We start from the raw sequence: 20,400 nt of genomic DNA, 5'->3' as shown, positions 1-20,400 counted from the left end.
TCCAGGGGCCCGCCCCGAGCGTGCGAGGGGTGGGGAGGAGGGGGTGTTCTTCAGCGCGCGTACAGCGAGTCGACCTCGGAGCCGAACTCCTTCATGACCACGTTCCGCTTCAGCTTCAGGCTCGGCGTCAGCATCCCGTTGTCCTCGGTGAAGTCGGTGCCCAGGACCGTGAACTTCTTGATCGCCTCGGCCTGCGAGACGGCCTTGTTCGCCTCCTTCACCGCGGCGTCGAGCTCGGCGAGGACCTCGGGGTCCTCCCGCAGTTGCGAAGGCGTGAGGCCGGCGTCCTTGCCCTTGGACTCCAGCCACTGCGGCAGCGCCTCCTCGTCGAGCGTGATCAGCGCCGCGATGTAGGGGCGCTGGTCGCCGACGACGATGCACTGGCTCACGAGGCGGTGGGCCCGGATGCGGTCCTCGAGGACGGCCGGGGCGACGTTCTTGCCGCCCGCGGTCACGAGGATCTCCTTCTTGCGGCCGGTGATCTTCAGGAAGCCGTCGTCGTCCAGCTCGCCGATGTCGCCGGTGTGGAAGAAGCCCTCGGGGTCGATGGCCTCCTTCGTGGCGTCCTCGTTGCGCCAGTAGCCGCGCATGACGATGCCGCCCTTGATGAGCACCTCGCCGTCCTCGGCGATGCGGAACTCGACACCGGGCAGCGGGCGCCCGACGGTGCCGATGCGCAGGGCGTCGTCGTGGTTGACCGACGCGGCGGCAGTGGTCTCGGTCAGGCCGTAGCCCTCGAAGACGGTCACGCCGATGCCCCGGTAGAAGTGGCCGAGCCGCTCCCCGAGCGGGGCGCCGCCGGAGATGGCGCCGAGGCACCGGCCACCGAGCGCGGCGCGCAGCTTGCCGTAGACGAGCTTGTCGAAGAGGGCGTGCTGCAGCTTGAGACCGAGCCCGGCGCCGCCGGTGTCCTGCGCGCGGGACCAGTCGATGGCCACCTGGGCCGCCTTGTCGAAGATCTTGCCCTTGCCGTCGCCCTCGGCCTTCGCCTTGGCCTGGTTGTAGACCTTCTCGAACACGCGGGGGACGGCGAGCACGAAGGTGGGCTTGAACTCGCCGAGGTCCTCGACCAGGTTCTTGACGTCGGGGGTGTGCCCGATGACGGTGCGGTTCTTGATGGCGCCGACCTGCAGGACGCGGGCCAGCACGTGGGCCAGGGGGATGAACAGCAGCAGCGAGCCCTGGACGCCCATGAAGCGGTCCAGCAGGGTGATGCCGTTGCCGATCTCGAACAGGAAGTTCGCGTGCGTCAGCTCGCAGCCCTTCGGCCGGCCGGTGGTGCCGCTGGTGTAGATCAGCGTCGCGAGGCTGTCGGCGTTCAGCGTGGCCCGACGGGCCTCCAGCTCGCTGTCCGGGACGTCGGCACCGGCCGCCGTGAGCTGGTCGATCGCGCCGTCGTCGATGACGTGCACGGTCTTCAGGTCCGGCGCCTGGTCGCGCACCGAGGCGATCGCCTCGGCGTGCTCGTCGCGCTCCACGACCGCGGCGGTGGCGCCCGAGTCGGCCAGGATCCAGGCGACCTGGTCGGCGCTGGAGGTCTCGTAGATCGGGACGACGGCGGCGCCGGCGGTCCAGATGGCGAAGTCGAGGACCGTCCACTCGTACCGGGTCTTGGCCTGCAGGGCGACGCGGTCACCCGCGGCGACGCCCGAGGCGATCAGCCCCTTGGCGACGCCGCGGACCTCGTCCCCGAACTGCTGCCAGGTGACGTCGGTCCACCGGCCGTCCACCTGACGGCGCAGCCCCACCTCGTCGCCGTGGTCGGTCACGTTTGCGGTGAGCATGTCGGTCAGGGCCGCGTCGGCCTCGACCTGGTAGGTCGCTGGAATGCTGAACTCGCGCACGCCGGTCCTCTCCTCCCCGGCCGTCGCCGGGCACCGTCGCCCGCGACCCCGACCTGGGGACGTCGGCGTCAATCTAACGGCTCCTGCTACCGGGGAGTAGCCCAGCGCTGCGCCCCGGCCCTCCCGGTGGTCCCGGAGCGGCTAGCCTGCTGCCCATGGCGGACCAGTCCACCCAGTCGATCCTCGTCGAGGCGCCCGCGTCCCAGGTCATGGAGGTCGTCGCCGACTTCCCCTCGTACCCGCAGTGGGTCTCCGCCGCCAAGAAGGTGGAGGTGCTGGAGACCGGCGAGGACGGGCGGGCCCGCCGCGTGCACTTCGTGCTCGACGCCGGTGCGGTCAAGGACGACTACGTCCTGGAGTACACGTGGGACGACGACCGCCGCGTCTCCTGGACGCTCGTCAAGGGCCAGATGCAGAAGCGGCAGGAGGGCTCCTACACGCTCAGCGAGGAGGGCGGCCGCACCGAGGTGACCTACTCGATCACCATCGACCTCTCGATCCCGATGCTGGGCATGATCAAGCGCAAGGCGGAGAAGGTCATCCTCGACACCGCGCTCAAGGAGCTCAAGAAGCGCGTCGAGGGCTGAGCGGGTGCGCACCCTGCTCGTCACCGGCACCGGCGGTGCCGGTTCCTCCACGATCGCCGCCGCGGCCGCCCTCAGGTCCGCCCGCTCGGGCCGGTCGACGCTGCTGCTCACCCGGCAGGCGTCCCCGGTCGAGGGCCTCGGCGACGAGCCCGGGCTCGAGGTCCGCCGGATCGCCGGCCCCCGGGCGGTGGCCGATCTGTGGGGCGCGCACGCGGGGGCGCTCGCCGGGCTGCTCCCGCACCTGACGCTGCCGCCGGTCACCTCCGTCGTCCCGGTGCCGGGGACGGAGGAGCTCGCGCTGCTCGCTGCACTGGCCGAGGCGCAGGCCGACCTCGTCGTGGTCGACGCGGGGCCGCTGCGCGACGGCTTGGGCCTCGTCGCCCTGCCGGCCGCGCTGCGCTGGTGGACCGGGGTGGCGCTCCCGCCCACGGTGCGCGCGCTGGCCGCCGTGCGCAGGGCGGCGGTGGGTTCCGGTGCGGCCAAGGCAGGTCCGCTCGACGCGGCGCTGGCCGCCCTCCCCGTGGTCGAGGGGCTGCTGGCCCGCGACCGGCTGGCCGGTCCGGCCGGTACCGCCGTCTGGCTCACCGCCCCGGCCCGCGGTTCCGCGGTGGCCGCCCTGCGCGGGGCGACGACGGTCCTGGGCCTGCACGGGCTGCGGCCCGCCGCGGTCCTCGCCCGGGTGCTCCCCGCCGGCGGCACGGGCAGCTGGTGGGAGCGGCGGGCCGCCGACCAGGACGCCGCCCTCGCCGGCCTGGCCGAGCTCGCCCCCGTGCACGCCGTCCCGGAGGACGCCGGGAGCCCGGACGACCCGGCGGGTGCGCTGGACCTGCTCGGCGGTCTCGACCTCCCGCCGGCCGGCGGGCCGCCCGCTCCCGGGCCCCGGCGTGGCGCGATGGGGTGGGAGCTGACGGTTCCGTTGCCCTTCGCCGAGCGGTCCCAGGTGTCCCTGACCCGGTGGGGCGATGACCTCGTGGTGGGCGTGGGGGAGGATCGGCGCTCGCTGCGGCTGGACTCGCTGCTGCGCCGGTGCGAGGTGACCGGGGGGAGGCTGGCCGACCCCGGGACGGCGCAGGCGCGGCTCGAGGTCAGCTTCCGACCGGATCCGCAGCAGTGGCCGGCCGACCTCCTGGCCGCCGAGGGGAGGACCTCATGACGACCGGAGCCGACTGGTTCGAGCAGGCCCGGCGCCTGCTGGACGCCGTCCGCGGTCCCGAGCCGGCCGACGCCGCGCCCGGTGAGCACGCGAACGACTGCCGGTGGTGCCCGGTGTGCCAGGCGGCCGCCGTCGTGCGCGGTGAGCGTCCGGAGGTCACCGCCGCCCTGGCCGACGTGCTCACCACCGCCGCGGCCGCGCTGCGGGCGTTCGCCGCGGACGTGGCGCAGCCGGCGCCGGACGCGGCGGACGACGTCGTCGCCGAGGCGCAGGAGCCGCCGCCGGCCCAGCGGATCGACATCGCGTGACCCCCGCTGACGTGCGGGAGCTGCCCGCGCTCGGCATCGACATCGGCGGCACCAAGGTCGCCGGTGGGGTGGTGTCGCCGGACGGCACGATCCTGGAAACCGCGCGCCGGGCCACCCCCGGGGCCTCGGTCAGCGACACCGAGGACGCGATCGCCGCCGTGGTGGAGGAGCTCGCCGGCGCGCACGACGGCGAGCTGGTCGGCGTCGGCGTCGGCGCCGCGGGCTGGTTCGACCGGACCGGCGACACGGTGCTGTTCAGCCCGCACCTGGCGTGGCGCAACTCGACGCTGCGCAAGGACCTCGGCGCGCGGCTGCAGCGGCCGCTGTGGGTGGGCAACGACGCGGACGCGGCCGCGTGGGCGGAGTACCGCTACGGCGCGGCGCAGGGCAGCGACCTCGCCCTGATGATCACCCTGGGCACGGGGATCGGCGGCGGGATCGTCCTCGACGGCCGCCTGCGCCGCGGCTCGCACGGCGTGGCGGGGGAGTGGGGGCACATGCGCGTCGTCCCCGACGGGCGGCTGTGCGCGTGCGGCAACCGCGGCTGCTGGGAGCAGTACGCCAGCGGCACGGCCCTCGGCCAGACCGCGCGCGAGGTCGCGCGCACCTCGCCCGCGGCGGCCGCGCTGCTGCTGGAGCGGGTGGACTGCGAACCCGAGCGGCTCACCGGCGAGCACGTGGCCCGCGCGGCCTACGACGGCGACCCGCTGGCCCTCGAGCTGGTGACGGAGGTCGGCTACTGGCTGGGCCAGGGCATCGCCGACCTCGCCGCGGCGCTCGACCCGGAGGTCGTGGTGATCGGCGGCGGGGTGAGCGTGCTCGGCGAGATGGTGCTGCGCCCGGCCCGGGAGCGGCTGGACCGCGCGCTGCCCGGCCGAGGCTTCCGCCCCGGGCCACGGGTGGTGGCCGCGGCGCTCGGCGCCCAGGCCGGCATCGTCGGCGCCGCCGACCTCGTGCGGAAGGCCGTGGCCGAGGGCGAGTAGAAGGACCCCGTCCCCCTCACCCCTCGCAAGCTCGCGGCGAGCCTCTGGACGGGGCCACCCGGCACGTCACCCAGCGAGCTCGCGGGCGAGCTGCTCCAGGAACAGGCCGATGTCGGTCACGATGCCCATGGCCTGGGCGCTGCCGCGGTCGGCGAGCTTGGTGACCGTGGCCGGGTTGATGTCCACGCACACCAGCGGGACGGACGCCGGCAGGAGGTTCCCCGTCGCGATGGAGTGCAGCATCGTGGCGACCATGATCACGAAGCCGACGTCGTGCAGCTCGGCCCGCATCGCCCGCTGGCCCTCGATGACGTCGGTGTGCACGTCGGGCAGCGGCCCGTCGTCGCGCACGGAGCCGACCAGCACGAACGGCTTGCCCGCCTCGACCATGGCGTGCATGACGCCGCCGCCCAGGACGCCGGAGTCGACGGCGGCCCGGATCGATCCCGCGGCCCGGATCGTGTTGATCGCCCGGATGTGGTGCTCGTGGCCGTGCGGCACCCCCGACCCCTTGGCCAGGTCCACGCCGAGGGAGGTGCCGAACAGCGCCGACTCGATGTCGTGGGTGGCCAGCGCGTTCCCGGCGAAGAGGACGTCGACGTAGCCCGCCCGGACCAGGCGCACCATCGCCGGTGCAGCGCCGGTGTGCACCACCGCCGGGCCACCGACCCAGAGGATCCGCCTGCCCTCGGCCTCGACCTCGCGCATCCGCTCGGCGATCTGCCGGACCAGCAGCGCCTGCGGCTTCTCGCTCGACACCGCGGAGTTCATGAAGCCGAAGTCGTCGTCGCTGCCCTTCGGCGCGGCCGGCGGCAGCTCCACCCGGACCCCCGAGGCGCCGCAGACGACGGCGTCGCCGGCCCGGACGTCGCTCACCGGCACCGTGTCGACGACCGTGCGCCCGTCCTCCTGCCGGACGACCAGCCCGCAGTCCATCTCCGGGCGCCGGACCCGCACCCACTCGCCATCCAGGCGCACCAGCGTGTCCAGGTTGGTGGTCGAGTAGAAGTCGTCGGGGAAGACCCCGTCGGCCGGTGCGGGCCGGGTGCCGGCCGTGCCCGGGTCCACGGGGTTGGCTCCGTGGACCTGGACCCGCATGAGGATGCGGTCGAGCCGCTCGGCCTCCCCGGCGCGCACCTCGATCAGGGCCGTGGACTCGTCCTCGTGCTCCCTGCCGAGCTCCAGGCTGGTGATCCGGTAGTCGCCGCCGTACTCCAGCACGTCGTCCAGGACGCGGGCGAGGATGCCGGTGTCCATGAGGTGGCCGGTGAGGGTGACGACGGCGGTGAGGCTGCTCACGGCGCGCACCGTAGCCCTCCGGCCGGGGGCTACACGACCGCGCCGTCGTCCCCGTCGTCGGCGGACCTGTCGCGCATGCGGGAGACGAGCACGGCCGCCCCGCCGGCGACGACGGCGACGCCCAGCACCAGCCCTGCGTCACCCGAGAGGCCGATCACCCCGGGGGCGCCGATGAGCAGCACGCCGGTGAGCACGAGCAGGACCGCGTACAGCACGGCCGGCGCGGGCACGGGCAGCGGCGGCGGCGGGGGCGGCTCGTAGTGCTCGTCGGGCCGGTCGAGGACGGGCACCTCGGCCGGCGGCGGGACAGGGGCGTCGGAGGGCTGCTCGTCGAGCACCGTGCGGCCGTGCTCGGCCTCGAAGGCGGCCACGATCCGCTGCCACTCGGCGTCCTGGTCGACGTCCTGACGGGGGAGGCGTCGTTCCGGCCGGGGCCGGGTGGGGTGCTCGTCGGCGTACTGGTCGACCAGCCCGCGGGCCTCCGTGTGGCGGGCCCGGTCGACGAACAGCCGGTCCGACGGCGGGCTGGGCAGGAACACCGACCGGGTGTAGGGCGCCACGTCCGCGGCCGGCTCCAGGTAGGCGGCGATCCCCGCCGCCTCGAGCACGTCGAGCAGGTGCTCGCCGACCCGCGGGTCGACGTCGCGCACGGGGCTCCACAGGGTCGCCTCGAGGCCGTTGTCGCGGCGGCCGCGTCCGCGTCGCTCGGTCACCGGTGGTCGGCCGGTGGCGCGTCGGTCTCCGCGGCGCGCACGTGGGCCCGGATCCACTCGGCGGAGCGGGTGAAGATGAGCGGGGCGTCGTTGTCGAGCGTGGCCACGTGGTAGCTGTCCCGCAGCACGACCTCCTCGGTGTCGTCGCTGGAGATGCCGTCGAGCAGCACGGTGCTGTTCACCGGCTCCACGACGTGGTCCTCGGCGCTGTGGAAGACGATCGTCGGCGCGGTGACGCGGGGCAGCTCGGCCCGGGTGACGGCCCACAGCCCGCGCAGCTGCAGCATCGCCCGCGTCGGGAGCCTGGGGTAGGCCAGCTCTGTCACGCCGGGCTTCTTGATGTCGCTGGCGATCGGCGCCCAGCTCCCGGAGAGGCGGGCGATCAGGGGCAGCAGCTTGGCGTCCAGCCGCTGGGTGAGCAGCGCCGGGTTGACCAGGAGCAGGCCCGCCACGTCGTCCGGGCGCACCTCGGCCAGCCGGGTGGCCAGCGTGCCGCCCATCGACAGCCCGGCGACGAACACCCGGTCGCAGACGGCGGCGAGCTCGTCGAAGGCGTGCTCCACGGTGCCGGTCCACTGGTCGTGGGAGCTGCCGTTGCAGTCCTGCCAGTGGGTGCCGTGCCCCGGCAGCAGCGGGCAGCTGACCGAGAAGCCCTCGGCGGCCAGGTGCTCGCCCCAGGGCCGCATGCTCATCGGCGTCCCGGTGAAGCCGTGCACGAGCAGCACGCCGGTGCGACCCTCCGGACCGCTCCCACCGGGGAAGGAGAACGGCTCGGCACCGGGCATGACCTCGGGTGCAGGGGTCGGTCCGGGCACGGTGTTCCTCCTCGGCGACCGGCGGTGACGCCGGTGTCAGCTATGTCACGGGGGACACCCGATTGTGATTCGGACCCCAGGCTCCCTAGTCTGGCAGTCCCCGAGGGAGGCGTGTTGTTCTACTGGTTCCTCAAGTTCGTCGCGATCGGCCCGCCGGCGCGGGTGGTCTTCCGTCCGAAGGCCGACGGCGTCGAGAACGTGCCCACGACGGGTGCGGCGATCCTCGCGAGCAACCACCTGTCCGCGGCCGACTGGGTGTTCATGCCGCTGCAGCTCAAGCGGCGGGTCACGTTCCTGGCCAAGGCCGAGTACTTCACCGGCACGGGCGTGAAGGGTTACCTGCAGCGGGCGTTCTTCACCGGGGCCGGGCAGGTGCCGATCGACCGGTCCAGCGCCTCGGCCGCCGAGGGCGCGATCCAGACCGGCATCCGCTCCCTGCGCGAGGGCCAGCTGCTCGGCATCTACCCGGAGGGCACGCGGTCGCCGGACGGGCGCCTCTACCGCGGGAAGATCGGCGTGGCCCGGATGGCGCTGGAGACCGGTGTCCCGGTCATCCCGGTCGCGATGTGCTACAGCAGCCGCAGGCTCCCGTTCGGCAAGAAGCTCACCCGGGTCACGGTCGTCTTCGGCAAGCCGCTGGACTTCAGCCGCTACGAGGGCCTCGGCGGTGACCGGTTCGTCGAGCGCTCGATCACCGACGAGATCATGTACGAGATCATGACGCTGTCCGGTCAGGAGTACGTCGACGTCTACGGCTCGACCGTGAAGAAGTCGATGGACGCCACCGGGGCCAGCGCGACCGAGGTGATCGCCACCCTGCAGCCGCCGGCCACCGAGGCCGCGGACCGCGCCCCGACGTCGCTGGCGGGATAGCGGCTCAGCGGGCGACGAGCCGGTCCAGGACGTCGCGCAGCAGCGCGAGCAGGTCGGGGCGGCTCATCGTGGGTTCGGCGACCCACTGGCCCACCAGGTCCTCGGCGAAGGCGAACCAGGCCAGCACGAGCTGACGGCGCAGCGCGTCGTCGGGCAGGTCGAGGGTGGTCAGGGTCAGCTCGACCAGCTTGCCTCGGGTCTCCTCGTAGACCTCCGACACCCAGGGGTCCCCGCCGCCGGCGCCCCGCACGAAGGCCAGGTGGCTGTCGCGGAACGTCTCCACCCAGCCGACGTAGCGGTCGAGCATCCCGGTGACCTGCTGCTCCGCCGGTGTCCCCGGCGCCGGGAGGAGGTGCTCCCACAGCAGGTCCGCCGCCGCCCGGGTGACCGCGGTGTAGTACTCCCGCTTGGTGGCGAAGTAGTGGAACAGCAGGCTGCGGCTGATCCCGGCCCGCCGCGCCACCTCGTCGATGGTCAGCTCCTGCACCGGCGTGGTGGGCAGCAGCTCGAGCCCGATCTGCACCAGCTGCGCCCGCCGGTCCCCGGCGCTGCGCCGCAGCCGGGGGTGCTCGGGGCGGGAGGAAGCCGTCATCCCCGGCGATGATCCCTCATGCGGCGCCCCGCTCGGCCGTCGCCGCGGCGAGCAGCCGTTCGATCGCCTCGGCGACCTGCCCGGCGCGCTCCTGGGGCAGCATGTGGCCGCTGCGCGGGAGGATCTCCAGCGTCGCGTCGGGCAGCGCCTCGGCCAGCTGGTGGCTGTGCCGTTTCGGCGTCAGCTTGTCGCTGTCGCCCACCAGGATCTCCACCGGCACGTCCGTGAGCGCCTTGAGCTCCTGGCGCTTGTCGTGCCCGCCGAGCGCCGGGTAGAACGCGGCGAACGCGCGCACGGTCGAGGCGTGCATGATCTCCGCCCCGGCGAGGACCATCTCCGCGGTGGCGTCCGCGCCGTAGAGCAGCTCGCGCACGAGCTTCTGGTGGCGCGGGTGGGTCGGGGGCAGCAACCGGCGCATGCGCTCCAGCGCCCGTGCGCCGCCGATCGCGACGGTGACCAGGCCGGGTGCCAGCTTGAGCTGCAACCGCTCGGCCAGGTTCTCGCCCGCGGGCGCGAGGTCGCCGGCCGACGTGGAGACAAGCGCGACACCGCGGACGCGGTCGCCGAACAGCTCGGGGCGCGCGGCGGCCAGGCACATGATCGTCATGCCGCCCATGGAGTGGCCCGCGAGCACGACCGGTCCGGTGGGTGCCAGCTGGTCGAGCAGGTCGCCGAGGTCGGCGCCGAGCTGGTCGATGGTGAGCTCGCCCACGTCGTCGGCGTACCGCCCCCACGTGGAGCGGCCGTGGCCGCGCTGGTCGTAGCGGATCAGTCGCAGCTCGCCCGCCGCCACGCGCGGGGTGAGCAGTTCCGCGACGTCGTCCCAGGCGGCCTGGGCCAGCGTCCAGCCGTGCGCCATGACCACGGTCACGGGGGCGTCGTCGGAGCCGTCGACGACGGCGTGCAGCTGCGCGCCGTCGGGGGTGTCGACGGCGGCGACCCGGCGGAGGAGCGTCGGGGCGGTCACGCGGCCACCTCCGGGCTCTCGGTGCCGGCGGGGATGCCGACGTAGTTCTCGCGGTCGAGCTTTCGCGTCAGCTTGCGGAAGCGGAAGGTGAAGTCGGGCCACAGCGTCGTGTTGTGCCCGTGCTCGTCCAGGTACCAGCTGGCGCACCCGCCGGCCAGCCACACGGTGCCCTTCGACTTCTCGGCGATCAGCGAGCGCCACGCGTCCTGCGCCTCGCGGATCGTCTCCAGAACGGCCAGGCCCTCGGCGTCCATGGTCCGCAGCGCGTCGTCGACGTAGGCCACCTGGGACTCGATCATGTAGACCATCGACGTGTGGCCGACGCCGACGTTCGGGCCGACCAGCAGGAACATGTTCGGGAAGCCCGCGACGGTGGCGCTGCGGTTGCTCACCATGCCGTTCTCCCAGACCTCGGCCAGCGAACGGCCGTCGCGGCCGCGGATCTTCTCCGCGATCGGCAGGTCGGTGACGTGGAAACCGGTCGCCAGCACGATCGTGTCGGTGGGGCGCTCGACGCCGTCCTTCGCGACGACGGAGTGCGGCCGGACCTCCTGGATGCCGGCGGTCACCAGCTCGGCGTTGGGTGCCGCGACGGCGGGGAAGTAGTCGTTGCTGATCAGGATGCGCTTGCAGCCGATGGTGTAGTCCGGCGTCAGGGCCTTGCGGAGCCGGGGGTCGCGCACCTGGCGGTGCAGGTGGGCCCGGGCCAGCTTCCCGACCGGTGTGAGGAAGCGCCGGTTCTTCGCCAAGCCGATGACCAGGAACTCGCGGAAGAGGTACAGGGCGGCGCGGATCGCGTTCTGGAAGCCCGGCACGAACCGGTAGAGCTTCTGCATCCACGGCTTGACCGGGTGGTCGGTGCGGGGGACCACCCACGCCGGGGTGCGCTGGTAGACGGCGATGCTGCCGACGACCGGCTGGATGGCGGGCACCACCTGGATGGCGGAGGCCCCCGTGCCGATGACCGCGACCCGCTCGCCGGTGAGGTCGTGGGTGTCGTCCCAGCGGGCCGAGTGCATGACGGTGCCGGCGAAGGAGTCCAGCCCCGGGATGTCGGGGTAGGTCGGGTCGGCGAGCGCACCGGCCGCGGACACCAGCACGCGGGCGCGGAACCCTCCGGCGGCGGTCGTGACCAGCCAGCGCTGGGCGGCGTCGTCCCACCGTGCGGCGGTCACGTCGGCGCCGAAGACGCAGTGCCGGCGGACGTCGAAGCGGTCGGCCACACCCCGGAGGTAGGCCTGGATCTCCGGCTGCTCGGAGTAGGACCGGCCCCAGTCCGGGTTCTGGGCGAAGGAGAACGAGTAGAGGTTGGACTGCACGTCGCAGGCCGCGCCCGGATAGGTGTTGTCCCGCCAGGTGCCGCCGACGTCGTCGGCCCGCTCCAGGAGGACGAAGTCGGTCTCCCCGCGGCGCTTGAGCGCGATCGCCATGCCGAGGCCCGCGAAACCGGAGCCGATGATGGCGACGCCCACCTCGCGGACACCGCCTGCCGCGGCGGCGGAGGTGGGGGCTGGCTGGGTCTCGAGCGTGCTGGTCACGATCGGGCTCCTTCGTCGATTCCGACGGTCTCGTTCCGCTTGCTGAGCAACGCTCAACAAGCTACAACGGCTGGTGGACAGGCTCAATTCGAGCGCGACGACCCGACAGGAGCAGTTCCCATGGCGGCTGGACCCGGCAAGCGCAAGCGCATCCCCCTGGCCGGCAGGTCGGTGCTCATCACCGGCGCCGCACGTGGCATCGGCGCCGCGCTGGCCCGCAAGGCCGCTGCCCGCGGCGCCCGCGTCGCGCTGGTCGGGCTGGAGCCGCAGGAGCTGGCGCGGGTGGCTGACGAGCTCGGCCCCGAGCACCTGTGGGTGGAGGCCGACGTCACCGATCCGGAGGCCCTGAAGGCCGCCGTGCAGCGGACGGTCGACACGTTCGGCGGGCTGGACATCGTCGTGGCCAACGCGGGCATCGCGCCGCTCACCACGGTGATGACGTCCTCGGCCCACGCGCTGGCCCGCACCATCGAGGTCAACCTGATCGGCACGATGCTCACCGCCCACGCGGCGCTGCCCGCCATCGCCGAGCGCAGGGGGCACGTCCTGCTGATCAGCTCGGCGGCCGCGTTCACCGTGCTCCCGGGCATGAGCGCCTACTGCGCGTCCAAGGCCGGGGTGGAGCGCTTCGGCGACGCACTGCGCCTGGAGGTCGCCCACCGCGGGGTCACCGTGGCCAGCGCCCACCCGACGTGGATCGACACCGACATGGTGCGCGACACGGAGGAGGCCCTGCCCACCTTCAAGGAGACGCGCAAGCAGCTGCCCGGACCGCTGGGTGCGTTCACCTCGGTCGAGGCGTGCGCCGAGGCTCTCCTGCGAAACATGGAGACCCGCGGCCGCCGGGTGTTCGTGCCGCGATCGGTCGGCACCGTGGCGGCGCTGCGCCAGCTGGTCACCGGCGTGCTCGCCGAGAAGGTCGCCATGGCGGTCTCGGCCAAGCGGGTGCCGCAGCTGGAGCGCGACATCGAGGCGCTGAAGGGCCGCGAGTTCGGCAGGAACTCCGTCGGCGACCGGTCCACGGGCGCCGCATAGCCGTCAGGCGGTCCAGCCGCCGGCGCGGGGGAGGGCGGCGCGCCAGCGGTCGTGCCGGCCGTCGTCCCGGGCGCCGGCGGCCGGCTCGAACCGCCGGTCCAGCGCCCAGGTCCGCGCCAGCTCGTCGGTGCTGCTCCACACCCCGGTGCCCAGGCCGGCGAGGAACGCGGCACCGAGCGCGGTCGTCTCGGTGACCTGCGGCCGGCGGACCGGGACGCCGAGCTGGTCGGCCTGCAGCTGCAGCAGCAGGTCGTTGGCGCTGGCGCCGCCGTCGGCCGACAGCTCGGGCACCGGGAGCCCGGCCTCGTCGACCATCACGTCGACGACGTCGCGCACCTCGAACGCGATGGCCTCCAGCGTGGCCCGCGCGATGTGCGCACGGGTGGTACCTCGGGTCAGGCCGAGCAGCGCACCGCGGGCGTGCGGGTCCCAGTGCGGCGCGCCCATGCCGGTCAGGGCGGGCACGAAGACGACGTCGCCGGAGTCGGGGACCGTGCGGGCCAGCCCCTCGATCTCGGCGGCGGAGTCGATGAGGCCCAGCCCGTCGCGCAGCCACTGCACCGCGGCGCCGGTGACGAAGATGGCCCCTTCCAGCGCGTAGACCAGCTCGTCGCCCAGGTCCCAGGCGACGGTGGTGAGCAGGCCGGCATCCGAGCGCACGATGTCGGACCCGGTGTTGGTGAGCACGAACGAACCGGTGCCGTACGTGCACTTGCTCATGCCGGGGGAGAAGCAGGCCTGGCCGAACAGCGCCGCCTGCTGGTCGCCCGCGATGCCGGCGATCGGCAGGGACAGGCCGAGGAACGCGTCGGGGTCGGTGGTGCCGACGACGCCGGAGCTCGGCACCACCTCCGGCAGGGCCGAGGGCGGTACGTCGAACAGGTCGCACAGCTCGTCGGACCAGGCGCCCTTCTCCAGGTCGAACAGCAGCGTGCGGCTGGCGTTGGTGGCGTCGGTGACGTGGGCCGCGCCGCCGGTCAGCCGCGCGATCACGTAGGAGTCGACGGTGCCGAGCGCCAGCGCACCGTCGCGCACCCCGGTCCAGAGCCGCGGCTCGTGCTCGGCGAGCCAGGCGAACTTGGTGCCGGTGAAGTAGGGGTCCAACCGCAGCCCGGTGAGCGCCGCCACCCGCTCCTCGACGCCGTCGGCGCGCAGCCGGTCGCAGATCGCCGTGGTGCGGCGGTCCTGCCACACGATCGCCGGCCGCGGGGCCTGCAGCGTCCGGCGGTCCCAGACCACCGCGGTCTCGCGCTGGTCGGTGATCCCGACGCACGTCGGCTGCTCGTCGCCGGCCGCCAGCGCCTCCCGGCAGGCGGCCACGGTCGCGGTCCAGATGTCGTCGGGCTCGTGCTCGACCCAGCCCGGGCGGGGGAACAGCTGGGCGAACTCGCGGTAGCCACGGGCGCGCACCGCGCCCTGCTCGTCGACGACCAGGGCGGTGACCCCGGTCGTCCCTGCATCGATCGCGAGCACCGGCATGGCTCGAACCTAGCGGGCGGCGGGCGCCCGCGTGACCCATGATCGGCGGCGTGACCCCAGGCATCGAGCTCGTCCGCCCGCCGGGCCTGACCGACTCCGCGCCCTACGCCCACGCGGCCGTGACCGACCCCGGGCGCATGGTCTTCACCGCCGGCGCCTGCCCGCTGGACGCCGAGGGGCGGACGGTCGCGGTGGGCGACGTCGCCGGCCAGGCGCGCCAGGTCATGGACAACCTGCGGACGGCGCTGGAGGCGGCGGGGGCCGGGCTCGGCGACGTCCTCAAGACCACCGTGTACGTCGCCACCACCGACCGCGCCGACCTCGGCGTCGCGGAGGAGGTCGTGCGCGAGGCGTTCGGCCGGCACGCGGCACCGAGCACGCTGGTCGGCGTGACGGTGCTCCTGCACCCCGACCAGCTGGTCGAGGTCGAGGCGGTCGCGGTGCGCGACTCGTGGCAGGAGCCGGGCCCGCCCGACCCCGCCGTTACGTTGGACGAGTGATGGTGCGGCGCTACTTCTACGACACCGAGTTCATCGAGGACGGCACGACGATCGACCTGGTGTCCATCGGCGTCGTCGACGTGACCGGCCGGGAGTTCTACGCGGTCAGCACCGAGTTCGACCCGGACAGGGCGATCCCGTGGGTGCGCCGCAACGTGCTCGACCAGCTGCCCTCCCCGGCGGACCGTGCGTGGCGCAGCCGCGAGCGGATCCGCGACGACCTGCTGTCGTTCCTCACCGCCCCGGGGGAGGAGATCGAGCTCTGGGCCTGGTTCGCCGCCTACGACCACGTGGCGCTGTGCCAGCTGTGGGGCGCCATGCCGGCGCTGCCCCGCCCGATCCCGCGGTTCACCCGCGAGCTCCGCCAGCGGTGGGACGACCGCGGGCGGCCCACGCTGCCGCCCAAGCCGGCGGGGACGCACGACGCGCTGGTCGATGCCCGCTACAACCTGGCCCGCTGGGCGGCCATCGAGTCCGCCGGCCGCTGATCCGGGGTCGGCTCGGGGCGGCGCCCGGCCGTGCCCCGCGGGGGCGCCCGTTGGCCTCCGGCCGCGGGGGCGGAAGACTGCCAGGGGTGCGCCGTGCCCAGGAGACCCCGCCGTCCGGGGTGGTGGCCGAGGTGGCCGGGGCGGCCGCCCGTGAGCACGGACTGCCCGGAGCCCTGCTGGACGGCTACCTGACCGCCCTCGTCGAGGTGGCCGTGCACGACCGGCGGCTGACCCGCGCCGAGACCCGGCACTGCCGGGACCTCGGTGCGCGGGCCGCGGAGCAGGGCGTGCCGCTGCCCGCGCTGGTCGACCTCTACATGACGGCCTCCCGCCGGCTCTGGCCGCGGCTGCCGCGGCTCGTCGCCGACGCCCGCGGACGTTCCCTCGGCTCGACCGGGCTCGTGGCGGTGGGGGAGGCGGTGTGGCAGGGCGCGGACACCGCCCTGGCCGCGCTGGCCGCCGGTCACGAGGAGGCGCAGCGGGAGGTGGTCCGCCGGGAGGAGGCCTTCCGGCGGGAGTTCGTCGACGACCTGCTGACCGGTCGCTCGGACGTCGGCTCGCTGGTCGAGCGCGCCGAGCGGCTGGGTCTGGCCCTCACGGGCAGCCACACCGTGACGGTGGCGGCCACCGACCGCCCAGCCGACTCCGGCATGCACCTGACGAAGTGGCTCGAGGACGAGGCGCGGATGCGTTTCGGCGGCCGTGGCCTGCTGGTGGCGGCCAAGGACGGTCGCCTGGTGAGCGTCATCTCCTCCGGCCCGGCGCAGGGCCGTGACGGCGACGGCCACGCGCTGGCGGAGGCCGCCGGCCCGGCCGTGGCGCGGCTGACCCGGCGCCCGCGGTGGCGGGCCGGCGTGGGCCGCTCGCACCCGGGTCCGCGGGGCGTCCTGCGGTCCTACCGCGAGGCGGTGGAGGCGCTGGAGGTGGCCGAGCGGCTCGATCTGCCGGACCGGGTCGTCCATGCCCGCGACATGCTGGTGTACCGGGTGCTCCTGCGCGACGAGGCCGCCATCTCCGACCTGGTCGGCACCGTCCTGGGCCCGCTGTCGGATGCGCGCGGTGGTCCCGAGGCGCTGGTGGCGACGGTGGAGGCGTACTTCGCCGACGGCCGGAACGCCGCGTCGGCCGCCCGCCGGCTGCACCTGAGCGTGCGGGCGGTGACCTACCGCCTCCAGCGCGTCCGGGAGCTCACCGGCTACGACCCCGCCGACCCGGCCGACCAGCTGCCGCTCATGGTCGCCGTGACCGGGGCCAGACTGCTCGACTGGCCGGCGACAGCGCTCAGCACCGTCTGATCCGCACCGCCGGAACTGCCGGGACACGGCAACGAGGCCGGTCGGTAGTCGTCCGGGTCGGCGCCTGCCGGACGGCGCCCCGACGGTCCTAGCGTCGGACCATGACACGGAACAGCCACCCGATCCTCCGGTTCCGCGCCCGCTCCACCGGCACCCCGGCCCGCCGACCGGGTGCCTCCGGGCCCCGTCCCCGGACCATGGCGCAGCCGTGCCGACGATCGACCCCGGACCAGCAGCAGGGGGCGATGGCCCTGGACGTCGAGTGGGACGGCCCCCGGCCGGTGGTGGTGGTCGCCGGAGAGCTCGACCTCGTCGGCGGGGAGCTGCTGGCGGCCGTCCTCGACCACGTGCGCTCCAGCCGTCCCGCCTTCATCGCCGTGGACCTGTCCGGGGTGACCTTCGTCGACACCCACGGCCTCACGCCGGCCCTGCAGGCGGACGTGGTCCTGGTCGACCACTCGCGGGTGGTGCGCCGGCTGCTCTCGCTGATGGGGCTGCCGGTCCCGGCCGACGAGCCGGACGGCCGCCCCCGCCGGCGCCGGGCGGCCTGAGCGGTGTGATCCGGCGCCGGCGCGGGTGACGTTTCCGGGCCCCGGCAACCAGCGGTGGGGGAACGGTGCCCGGGCGGCACCGGGTCCGCGGCCCCGGGACCGGACACCTCCCTGCTGCACCTCGTTTCCCACCAACCGGACGGAGTCCCCATGCTCTCCCTGCTCTGGCTGCTCGTCGTCGGCCTCGTCGCCGGCTTCCTCGCCCGTGCGCTCGTTCCCGGCAAGGACCGGATGAGCCTGGTCGCCACCCTGCTGCTGGGGGTGAGCGGCTCGGTCGTGGGCGGTCTCGTCCTCGGCCTGCTCTTCGGCGGCTTCCGCGACCGGGGCTTCAGCCCCGCCGGGATCATCGGCTCGGTCATCGGCGCCGTGATCGTGCTGCTGGTCTACAACCGGATCTCCGGCCGGCGGGCGGCGGGCACCACCTCGCGCCGCGGCGTGGCCTGAACCACGACCCATGGGCACCTCCGCTGCGCGCACCGGGCAGCCGGCGTCGATACGGATCGCCGTACGGGTGGGCCGGGTCCTCGGCGCGACGCTCTACGTCACGACCGCCCTGTTCGGCGCACTGTTCACGTCGTGGTCGTCGATGTTGGTGGTCGCGCCGCTGCTCGGGGCGCTGGTGGGCGGAGCGGTGGCACTGGTCCGCCCGGACTTCGCGAAGGACGCCGCGTCGCGCCGTACCGTCGTCCACGCCGCCGTCGCGGGCGTCCTCGCCCTCCCCTTCGCCACGGGCCTGCCGGCGCTGGGCGGGCTGGGCAGCGTCGTCGTCCTGCTCCTGCTGGTCGTGGGCTCCCTCACGGTGGACGACTGGCTGGCGGCCGGGGAGCCCGGCCCGCGGGTCGGGCACCCGGCCGAGCTGCGGCCGGTCCTGGGCGTGCTGCCCACCGCGGAGCTGGTCTCCGCCTGGCTCCGGACCGAGGACCTGCTCCGGTCGGCCCGGGACCGCAGCCGGGTCGCCGAGCTCCGGGAGCTGCTCCTCGACGAGCTGGCCCGCCGGGACCCCGAGGGTGTCGCCCGGTGGCTGGCGGCCGGCGGGCGCTCGCCGGTTCCCCACGTCAGGACCGACCGGGACCTGACCGGCCCCTGACGCGGGCAGGCCCCCTCCGCCAACTGGCGGAGGGGGCCTGCCTGGTGCGGGGATGACGGCTCAGACGGTGAAGACCCCCAGCAGCCGGTTGAGCTCCTTGGACAGGCCGTCCAGCTCCTGGGCGGCCGAGCGGGCGCGCTCGACGTCGGCGGCGCTGTCGTCGGCGTCCCGGCTCACCGCGGTGAGCGTGGTGGTCACCGTGCCCGCGCCCTCGGCGGCCGTGGCCACGCTGCGGGTGAGCTCCCGGGTGGTGGCCGTCTGCTCCTCCACGGCGCTGGCGATCGTCGTCTGGTGGTCGTTGATCGAGCGCACGACCTCGGCGATCTGGGAGATGGAGCGCACCGCGGCCGTGGTCTCGGACTGGATGCCCTGGACGCGCTGGGCGATCTCCTCGCTGGCCTTGGCCGCCTCCTGCGCCAGCTCCTTGACCTCGTTGGCCACCACGGCGAAGCCCTTTCCGGCGTCACCGGCGCGGGCGGCCTCGATGGTCGCGTTGAGCGCGAGCAGGTTGGTCTGCTCGGCGACCCCGGAGATCACCTTGACGACGTCCCCGATCTCGGCGGAGCTGGCGCCCAGGGCGGCGATCGTCGACTCCGTCCGCTCGGCCAGCGAGGCGGCCTGACGACCGACCTCGGCGGCCTCGGCGGCGCTGCGGGCGATCTCGGTGATCGAGGCGCCCATCTCCTCGGCGCCCGCGGCCGCTGAGGACACGCTGCTGCTGATCTCCGCCGCCGAGGAGTGCGCACCCTGCGCCTGGTCGCGGCTGCGGGCGGCCCGTGCGGCCAGCCCCTCGGCCACGGTGGAGACCCCGGCTGCGGAGCCGGCGACCTCCTGCGCGCAGCGGCCGATGTCGCGGATGGTCCCGGCGACCTTGTCGACGAAGCGGTTGAACGCCCCGGACAGCTGGCCGACCTCGTCGTTGCGGGAATCGTCCGTGCGCTGGGTGAGGTCGCCCTCGCCGTCGGCGATCTCGGCCATCCGGTCGCGCAGGGAGAGCAGCGGCTGGATGAGGCGCCGGCCGACCCAGTAGGCGACCGCGCCACCGAGCGCGGCGATCACCAGGCCGGCGATCCACAGCGCGGTCATCATGTCGGAGCGGCCCTTCTCGAGGGACTCCACGGGGCCGGCGAAGTCGCTGTCCCGGGCCACCGTGGCGATCACCCAGTCCCAGGGCGCGTAGTAGGACACGCGCACCGTCGTGGGACCGGCCTCCGGGTCGACGTAGCGGACGGTGGCCTGCTCCCGGCCTTCCAGGCCGACGCCGGCCTCGACGATCGCCCGCACGTAGGCCGCGCCCTCGGCGTCGGTGGCCTCGAGCATGTTCTCGCCGTCCCGGACGGCGTCCGGGCTGATCAGGACGTTGCCGGCGCGGTCCCCGGTGCCGCCGTACACCTCGATGTGGCCGGTCTCGCCGACCGTGGTGGCGTTGAGGCTCTCGCGCAGCGCGGGGAGGTTCTCCTGCTTGACGCCGACGTAGAGCACGCCGGTCACGTCGCCGCCCGGGCCGTACAGCGGCGCGTAGGCCGAGACGAGCCAGGAGTCGACGACGAAGGCGTTGCCGCGGAACGTCTCGCCCCGCGTCACGGCGGCGGCGACCGGGTTCGGCTTGCCGTCGGGGTTCACCGCGGGGATGTAGGTGCCGATGGCGCGGGCGCCGCTGGCGGCCTGCACGTTGGTCGCCACGCGCAGGAAGCTGCCGTCGGGGGTCTTCTGGAAGATGGTCACGGTCGCGCCGACCATGTCCTTGATGGTGTCCACGACCGGGGTCGGCACGGCCGCGTCGCTGTTCTGGCCCAGCCACTCGCCGCCGATGAGCACCCGCGGGAGCGTCACGGGGGTGACCTCTCCCGACATCTGGTTCTTCGCCTCCCAGTTGACCGGGTTCCTGCCCGAGGGGTCGACGGAGAAGCCGCCGGCCTGGTTCAGCACGTAGAAGGCGGTGGCGAGGTCGGAGTCGACCTTGGCCGCGGTGGAGGCGCCCTGGGTGGCGACGACGTCGTGGACGCCGGCCGCGGTGCGCGAGATGTCGTCGTCCACCAGCGCGCGCACGTCCCGCTCGGCGTCGTCGGCGAAGCCGCCGCTCTGCCAGGCGCTGACGCCGCCCATGGCCACACCGGTGACGGCGACGCTGGCCACCGAGAGCGCGACCACCTTGGTGCGGATGCCCCAGTTCGAGGGCGCCGCCCAGACAGGCAGGTTCATCCAGCGCATGTTCGGCCTTTCCGGTATGTGCAGCGGTCCGTCCCGCTGTCCCTGCGTACCTCGGCAGATCAGGACGGATCCGGCACGGAAC

Annotated in this window: 21 protein-coding genes; 12 read left to right on the top strand and 9 right to left on the bottom strand. The window is 74.2% G+C overall.

Going from position 1 to position 20,400, the window contains the following annotated elements; all coding sequences use genetic code 11:
• Positions 1-50 precede the first annotated feature (50 nt).
• Positions 51-1,844: an AMP-dependent synthetase/ligase gene (locus tag C5507_RS04465; RefSeq protein WP_104527334.1), complete on the bottom strand. Its 1,794-nt coding sequence runs from the start codon at positions 1,842-1,844 to the stop codon at positions 51-53.
• A 155-nt stretch (positions 1,845-1,999) separates the two neighbouring features.
• Between C5507_RS04465 and C5507_RS04460 the strand changes: the two genes are divergently transcribed.
• The 4 genes from C5507_RS04460 to C5507_RS04445 are packed head-to-tail and all read left to right on the top strand — an operon-like array spanning position 2,000 to position 4,875.
• Positions 2,000-2,431, top strand: a complete 432-nt coding sequence (locus C5507_RS04460; RefSeq protein WP_104527333.1) for an SRPBCC family protein — start codon at positions 2,000-2,002, stop codon at positions 2,429-2,431.
• A gap of 4 nt (positions 2,432-2,435) precedes the next feature.
• Positions 2,436-3,584: an ArsA family ATPase gene (locus C5507_RS04455; RefSeq protein ID WP_104527332.1), complete on the top strand. Its 1,149-nt coding sequence runs from the start codon at positions 2,436-2,438 to the stop codon at positions 3,582-3,584.
• Positions 3,581-3,892, top strand: a complete 312-nt coding sequence (locus tag C5507_RS04450; RefSeq protein ID WP_104527331.1) for a hypothetical protein — start codon at positions 3,581-3,583, stop codon at positions 3,890-3,892. Before C5507_RS04455 ends, C5507_RS04450 begins: the two co-directional genes overlap by 4 nt.
• Positions 3,889-4,875: an ROK family glucokinase gene (locus tag C5507_RS04445; protein WP_104527330.1), complete on the top strand. Its 987-nt coding sequence runs from the start codon at positions 3,889-3,891 to the stop codon at positions 4,873-4,875. Before C5507_RS04450 ends, C5507_RS04445 begins: the two co-directional genes overlap by 4 nt.
• A gap of 66 nt (positions 4,876-4,941) precedes the next feature.
• On the opposite strand, the gene C5507_RS04440 is transcribed toward C5507_RS04445, so the two are convergent.
• The 3 genes from C5507_RS04440 to C5507_RS04430 are packed head-to-tail and all read right to left on the bottom strand — an operon-like array spanning position 4,942 to position 7,702.
• A complete protein-coding gene (locus C5507_RS04440; RefSeq protein ID WP_104527437.1) occupies positions 4,942-6,174 on the bottom strand; it encodes an ornithine cyclodeaminase, nickel-pincer nucleotide-dependent in 1,233 nt (410 codons plus the stop codon).
• 29 nt (positions 6,175-6,203) lie between these two features.
• Positions 6,204-6,887 carry a hypothetical protein gene (locus C5507_RS04435; RefSeq protein WP_104527329.1) on the bottom strand — a complete coding sequence of 228 codons (684 nt, stop codon included), beginning with the start codon at positions 6,885-6,887 and terminating at the stop codon, positions 6,204-6,206.
• Complete coding sequence (locus tag C5507_RS04430) at positions 6,884-7,702, bottom strand: alpha/beta hydrolase (RefSeq protein ID WP_104527328.1); 819 nt, start codon at positions 7,700-7,702, stop codon at positions 6,884-6,886. The genes C5507_RS04435 and C5507_RS04430 overlap by 4 nt, the downstream gene beginning before the upstream one ends.
• Before the next feature lie 111 nt (positions 7,703-7,813).
• Here C5507_RS04430 and C5507_RS04425 point away from each other — a divergent pair, with 111 nt between their 5' ends.
• Entirely contained in the window at positions 7,814-8,575 is a 762-nt protein-coding gene (locus tag C5507_RS04425) for a lysophospholipid acyltransferase family protein (protein ID WP_242610980.1), read from the top strand.
• Between the two features lie 4 nt (positions 8,576-8,579).
• On the opposite strand, the gene C5507_RS04420 is transcribed toward C5507_RS04425, so the two are convergent.
• The 3 genes from C5507_RS04420 to C5507_RS04410 are packed head-to-tail and all read right to left on the bottom strand — an operon-like array spanning position 8,580 to position 11,672.
• Complete coding sequence (locus C5507_RS04420; protein ID WP_104527327.1) at positions 8,580-9,167, bottom strand: TetR/AcrR family transcriptional regulator; 588 nt, start codon at positions 9,165-9,167, stop codon at positions 8,580-8,582.
• 16 nt (positions 9,168-9,183) lie between these two features.
• A complete protein-coding gene (locus C5507_RS04415; protein ID WP_104527326.1) occupies positions 9,184-10,134 on the bottom strand; it encodes an alpha/beta fold hydrolase in 951 nt (316 codons plus the stop codon).
• The gene (locus C5507_RS04410) at positions 10,131-11,672 is read right to left on the bottom strand and encodes a flavin-containing monooxygenase (RefSeq protein WP_104527325.1); all 1,542 of its coding nucleotides are present in this window, start codon (positions 11,670-11,672) and stop codon (positions 10,131-10,133) included. Before C5507_RS04410 ends, C5507_RS04415 begins: the two co-directional genes overlap by 4 nt.
• Before the next feature lie 120 nt (positions 11,673-11,792).
• Between C5507_RS04410 and C5507_RS04405 the strand changes: the two genes are divergently transcribed.
• The gene (locus C5507_RS04405; RefSeq protein ID WP_104527324.1) at positions 11,793-12,707 is read left to right on the top strand and encodes an SDR family oxidoreductase; all 915 of its coding nucleotides are present in this window, start codon (positions 11,793-11,795) and stop codon (positions 12,705-12,707) included.
• Positions 12,708-12,710: 3 nt separating this feature from the next.
• Here C5507_RS04405 and glpK read toward each other — a convergent pair whose 3' ends face one another.
• Positions 12,711-14,186, bottom strand: coding sequence for a glycerol kinase GlpK (gene glpK, locus C5507_RS04400; RefSeq protein ID WP_104527323.1), 1,476 nt, complete (start codon positions 14,184-14,186; stop codon positions 12,711-12,713).
• Between the two features lie 50 nt (positions 14,187-14,236).
• Between glpK and C5507_RS04395 the strand changes: the two genes are divergently transcribed.
• From C5507_RS04395 to C5507_RS04370, 6 genes are all read left to right on the top strand, one after another.
• Positions 14,237-14,686 carry a RidA family protein gene (locus tag C5507_RS04395; RefSeq protein ID WP_207225674.1) on the top strand — a complete coding sequence of 150 codons (450 nt, stop codon included), beginning with the start codon at positions 14,237-14,239 and terminating at the stop codon, positions 14,684-14,686.
• A complete protein-coding gene (locus C5507_RS04390; RefSeq protein ID WP_104527321.1) occupies positions 14,686-15,174 on the top strand; it encodes a polyadenylate-specific 3'-exoribonuclease AS in 489 nt (162 codons plus the stop codon). Before C5507_RS04395 ends, C5507_RS04390 begins: the two co-directional genes overlap by 1 nt.
• A gap of 86 nt (positions 15,175-15,260) precedes the next feature.
• Positions 15,261-16,469, top strand: a complete 1,209-nt coding sequence (locus tag C5507_RS04385) for a PucR family transcriptional regulator (RefSeq protein WP_207225675.1) — start codon at positions 15,261-15,263, stop codon at positions 16,467-16,469.
• A gap of 101 nt (positions 16,470-16,570) precedes the next feature.
• Entirely contained in the window at positions 16,571-17,020 is a 450-nt protein-coding gene (locus tag C5507_RS04380) for an STAS domain-containing protein (RefSeq protein WP_130504172.1), read from the top strand.
• 150 nt (positions 17,021-17,170) lie between these two features.
• A complete protein-coding gene (locus tag C5507_RS04375; RefSeq protein WP_104527319.1) occupies positions 17,171-17,464 on the top strand; it encodes a GlsB/YeaQ/YmgE family stress response membrane protein in 294 nt (97 codons plus the stop codon).
• Between the two features lie 10 nt (positions 17,465-17,474).
• Positions 17,475-18,107, top strand: coding sequence for a hypothetical protein (locus C5507_RS04370; RefSeq protein ID WP_104527318.1), 633 nt, complete (start codon positions 17,475-17,477; stop codon positions 18,105-18,107).
• Positions 18,108-18,167: 60 nt separating this feature from the next.
• On the opposite strand, the gene C5507_RS04365 is transcribed toward C5507_RS04370, so the two are convergent.
• A complete protein-coding gene (locus C5507_RS04365; protein ID WP_104527434.1) occupies positions 18,168-20,309 on the bottom strand; it encodes a methyl-accepting chemotaxis protein in 2,142 nt (713 codons plus the stop codon).
• Positions 20,310-20,400 lie beyond the last annotated feature (91 nt).

It is taken from the genome of Blastococcus saxobsidens, assembly GCF_002938435.1.
In the GTDB taxonomy this organism is placed as follows: Bacteria; Actinomycetota; Actinomycetes; order Mycobacteriales; family Geodermatophilaceae; genus Blastococcus; species Blastococcus saxobsidens.
This window is presented reverse-complemented; position numbering and strand designations above follow the sequence as displayed.

Coding starts and splice junctions, on each gene's coding strand:
- C5507_RS04460 (WP_104527333.1), top strand. CDS start 2,000: ATGGCGGACCAGTCCACCCAGTCGATCCTCGTCGAGGCGCCCGCGTCC.
- C5507_RS04450 (WP_104527331.1), top strand. CDS start 3,581: ATGACGACCGGAGCCGACTGGTTCGAGCAGGCCCGGCGCCTGCTGGAC.
- C5507_RS04420 (WP_104527327.1), bottom strand. CDS start 9,167: ATGACGGCTTCCTCCCGCCCCGAGCACCCCCGGCTGCGGCGCAGCGCC.
- C5507_RS04405 (WP_104527324.1), top strand. CDS start 11,793: ATGGCGGCTGGACCCGGCAAGCGCAAGCGCATCCCCCTGGCCGGCAGG.
- glpK (WP_104527323.1), bottom strand. CDS start 14,186: ATGCCGGTGCTCGCGATCGATGCAGGGACGACCGGGGTCACCGCCCTG.
- C5507_RS04390 (WP_104527321.1), top strand. CDS start 14,686: ATGGTGCGGCGCTACTTCTACGACACCGAGTTCATCGAGGACGGCACG.
- C5507_RS04380 (WP_130504172.1), top strand. CDS start 16,571: ATGACACGGAACAGCCACCCGATCCTCCGGTTCCGCGCCCGCTCCACC.
- C5507_RS04375 (WP_104527319.1), top strand. CDS start 17,171: ATGCTCTCCCTGCTCTGGCTGCTCGTCGTCGGCCTCGTCGCCGGCTTC.
- C5507_RS04370 (WP_104527318.1), top strand. CDS start 17,475: ATGGGCACCTCCGCTGCGCGCACCGGGCAGCCGGCGTCGATACGGATC.
- C5507_RS04365 (WP_104527434.1), bottom strand. CDS start 20,309: ATGAACCTGCCTGTCTGGGCGGCGCCCTCGAACTGGGGCATCCGCACC.